The following is a 4,011-nucleotide window of genomic DNA, read 5'->3' on the forward strand; positions in this document are numbered from 1 at the left end:
GAATGATCTACAAGGCCGAAGGACGCTATCATTTTGTTCAAATAATCCTGCAGCTTGCCGCCCCTCGTATCGAGAACGTAATAGGGCGTAGGCGTGTTAATGTCATAATCGTAATGTGCAACGTTTTTCACCTGCTCGCACCCCAAGCTAAGGTGGAATTCATTTAAGAAAGGGAGTTCCGAAGGACCAGTCGTCACGACATAATCGGAAGATATAAGCAGTGAGACGAACGCTAGCCCTGCAGTTGTACGTGTCGCCTCGTCCTCAAAATCCGACACATCGATCGATTTCACAAAATAACCCGCAATATGTTCACTCGGCACCCGGAGTTCCTTTAGCTTATGATCCGGCAGACTTTGGAAATAAGTAGATGACAGCGGATGAGTTAGCAAGTAGTCAAGCGTTCCTGTATGAATCGGAATGATTGCCGTCAGACCGCGTATTGCCCCCTGCTGAYCTCTCATCAGCTTAACAATGCCACGATCGAGCTCGTAAAGCTCTTGAAGATGAATATGCTTAATCGAGTATAAACCTTCTTCTTTAGAAAGCCTATACTCGAACCTCTCCCCCGTGTCCGGGTTCTGGAGAGGAAGGCAAACATCCTTCAGATTGATGCGACGATTATCCAAATACTGCTCTGCCTCCGCCCAATTGGACAGACTCAATGGCTCCATGAGATGCGGAGTCAATTTCTGAAAACAGAGATTGCGGACAACATGATCGCCGATATAATAGTACCATTCGACGGCTTCCCATGTGATCGTTCTCTTGGATGGGTTAATCATTCTGCTATAGTAATACATGATGCATCGCTTCCATAACCTGTCGTAATGTTCAGGCTGGCGCAAGCGAAGCTCATAGCTAATGGCATCCCGCATCAAATCGTGGAGGATCCAACCCCTATCCACTCTCCGAATGAAGGAAAGTCCGACCAGCCGTTGGAATATATCCGTCTTTACCTGCCGATCCAATACATAGGAGAGCAGTTCTTGATTAAAATGCCGAAGTACAGCTACAGTCTCTACGAGCTCCCTAAGACTCTCGTCCGGAACCTCATTTAACCAAATGCTCAGAATATGTTCGAACACTTCGCTTCCATCCACCAATTCCAAGCCCTGAATGTTTTGAAGCATTTCCGTCGAGACGATCAAGGACAATGTGAGCGGATGTCCTCTCGTTTTCACCCAAATTTGTCTGATCATCGACTCCTGAGAAATACCCGAGCGCTCCAGATATTGCTTAACGGAGATATAATCCAGGTCCCCAATGGGCATCCGGTGTATCCACTGGCGCCATGCTGGAGAACTGAGCCAGATGCCTTGCAAGGGAAATCTTCCCGCAATGAGAATCAGGATTTCCCGGGACAATTGTGGGAAGAGCGCCTCTCTCAGCCAGAGCTCCATATCCCCCATGTCCTCAAATGTGTCTAAGGCGATGACAATCTGCTGATTCAGCGCCATTTCCCTCAGGATGTCATGGCATAGCTCTAGAAGCGCATGCGACTCGGGAATCTGCTGCAGCTTCTCCATCGGATAGCCGAGCATACGCAGCAAATGCGTGCAAAAGTCCTGCGGTGTATGAGAGAATCCGCGGCTGTCCATCAATAGAAAGACGGCATTCACATTCACCGCCAGCCGACGGAACTCGTCAATTAAATAGCTTTTTCCTACGCCGCCGGTACCATAGAGATTCAAGATCCGTCCCTGTTTCCTGTCGACTGTCAGTTGCTGTATGAAATACTGAATTTCGATGTCCCGCCCTACCAAATAGTGCCGTTCCAGCTGGTCAATCTGGACAGCTAAGCGTTCCTCGGAACCGCCTACATTCACCTTGCCATCATACATAGGATTTACCTACCTTCGAATTACATTATGGGAGAAGAGCGCGTTGCGGCAAAGTACGTTCTTAGCCTTAAAAGTAAAACACTCAGGAAAATGAAACATATAATCTGAGCAAGCCTATTTAAAGGCGCTGTTTTATAGGTTTATAATTACGATGCTTATCATTTTATCACCATAAGGAAAATATTACTTAATGTAATTTTCACTATATTATTTAAAACTACGTTTATTCCATATTTTATTACCCAAATCACATTAATTATTACCTAAAAATTCAGTGCGACGAAACACGCTGTCCCCTCTCAGCCGCATACAAAAAGGCAGATACCGTTTGACCAGTACCTGCCGAATTCAAGCAAAGCTATTCTTCTATTCTATATCTAGCGAATGATCAAGACTGGCATTCAGCACACGTAACTCCATGAGTAACGCTTCAGATCTTGTGGCATTCGCATTCGGATTGAATGAACCGTCATCAATATAAGTCTAGAAGCTCAAGCAAAGAATGGACAGACCAATCAGGCTGACTATCTGTTTTCGCACTCGATGCATTTGATTGCCCATGGACCCATACCGTCTTCAACCCTAGAGATACTCCACCGGCGATGTCTGTCCATAAGTTGTCTCCCACCATGACGCAATCCCCCGGTTTAGAAATCCCCGACTGCGCCATAGCTTCTTCAAAAAGATAACGTTCAGGCTTACCGAACACCTCTATTTTTTCACCGTAAACGGCTTCAATAGCAGCATACAACGATCCGGTCTCCGGCACTTTACCCCCTTGAAGATTAGGGTGGAACAAGTCTGGATTGGTAGCAATAACAGGGGTGCCGCGATCTATTTCCCGAAACATATATTCCAGTTTTTTATACGTAAACGTTACATCCCTGCCGACAATCAATGTACTGGCGATGCCAGGGCTTTCCAGCGGTAAAATGGTATGTCCAGCTTGCTGCAGAGATGCTTGCAGCTCATCGCTTCCTATTACTTTGACCGATGTGGTGCCGTAACGCCGGCGAAGAAAAATCCCAATCCGCTCTGTAGCGGTAATGATGCTATCTGAGGATACGATAAGTCCCATATCAAATAGTTTTTCAGCAATTGTCAGCGACTGTTCAGTAGAGTTATTCGTAATGAAATATACTTTTTTTCCTTCATCACGCAGTAAAGACAATAGCTCGATCGCTCCGGGAGCCAACGTGCGGCCATAGTATATGCAGCCATCCAAATCGAAATAAAAAGCGGCCATATCCCGCAAACGTTTTTGTACCATCATAATTCTCCTATCCGAGTTTATACCTTATTTATGCAAATGATAGTAAAGCGCCAATTGGAAGATGATCGCTTCTTCCAGACTAATAAAGTAAATAATTAAGCCTTTGCTCTTTCCATTTTTCAGCCTGGTCGTCCCATTGTTCGATAATGCGTTCCAAACCGGATTTGTCATGAATGGAAGTTCGCACCATCTCGCTGCCAGTTAAATAATCAATGAAATGCTTGCGCCCTTCCTTAAATGGTGCGATCCATTCGAAATGGTCAGGATACATATGTTGTATTAGGTGAAGAAGATGCAGCGCTGTTGTTACAGAACGGTAAGAACCTCGATCAGTCACAAAGCACTGTACGCCGCTGCACTGCTGGCTCTCGTGTTTTGAAAATGTCGGATTAAAGTAAATCGGATTAAAATAGACGCCGGGCAAATTCAATGCGTTGAGTTCACGGCTTAAGCGAACACCGTCCAGCCACGGAGCACCGATTATTTCGAACGGTTTGGTGGTCCCCCGGCCTTCGGATAAATTCGTACCTTCAAAAAAACAATTGCCCGCATATACTCGAACGGTATCCATGGTAGGAATATTGGGAGATGGGGTGATCCAGGGCAAGCCTGTTTCGGAAAATTCCATGGACCRTTGCCAACCACTCAGCGTAACTACTCTCAAATCGCACCGTATATTTGATTGATCATTTACATATTTCGCAAACTCTCCCATTGTAAGTCCGGTCCGAATTGGGATCTGCCATGCCCCAACGGAAGACTGGAACCCGTTCTGAAGCAGGCCCCCTTCACAGGCAAGTCCTCCGAGAGGGTTAGGCCTGTCCAATACAATGAATGTCTTTCCATACTCGGCACACGCATCCATCATGTAAAGCATGCTCGACATATAGGTGT

General features: G+C 45.9%; 3 protein-coding genes. All 3 read right to left on the reverse strand.

All coding sequences use genetic code 11. The features are described from left to right. Positions 1-1,844 (reverse strand): ATP-binding protein (locus AC1DWB_RS31865; RefSeq protein WP_477545116.1); only part of this gene is annotated, 1,844 nt, incomplete at its 3' end. 472 nt (positions 1,845-2,316) lie between these two features. After that, positions 2,317-3,117, reverse strand: coding sequence for an HAD-IIA family hydrolase (locus AC1DWB_RS31870; protein ID WP_477545117.1), 801 nt, complete (start codon positions 3,115-3,117; stop codon positions 2,317-2,319). A 79-nt stretch (positions 3,118-3,196) separates the two neighbouring features. Beyond that, positions 3,197-4,011: exo-beta-N-acetylmuramidase NamZ family protein (locus tag AC1DWB_RS31875; protein WP_477545118.1), on the reverse strand; the 815-nt coding region annotated here is incomplete at its 5' end.

Source organism: Paenibacillus sp. P4_E11 (assembly GCF_056401635.1).

What these genes read in the sequence shown, in the direction of transcription:
- AC1DWB_RS31870 (WP_477545117.1), bottom strand. Translation starts at nt 3,117, where the DNA reads ATGATGGTACAAAAACGTTTGCGGGATATGGCCGCTTTTTATTTCGAT.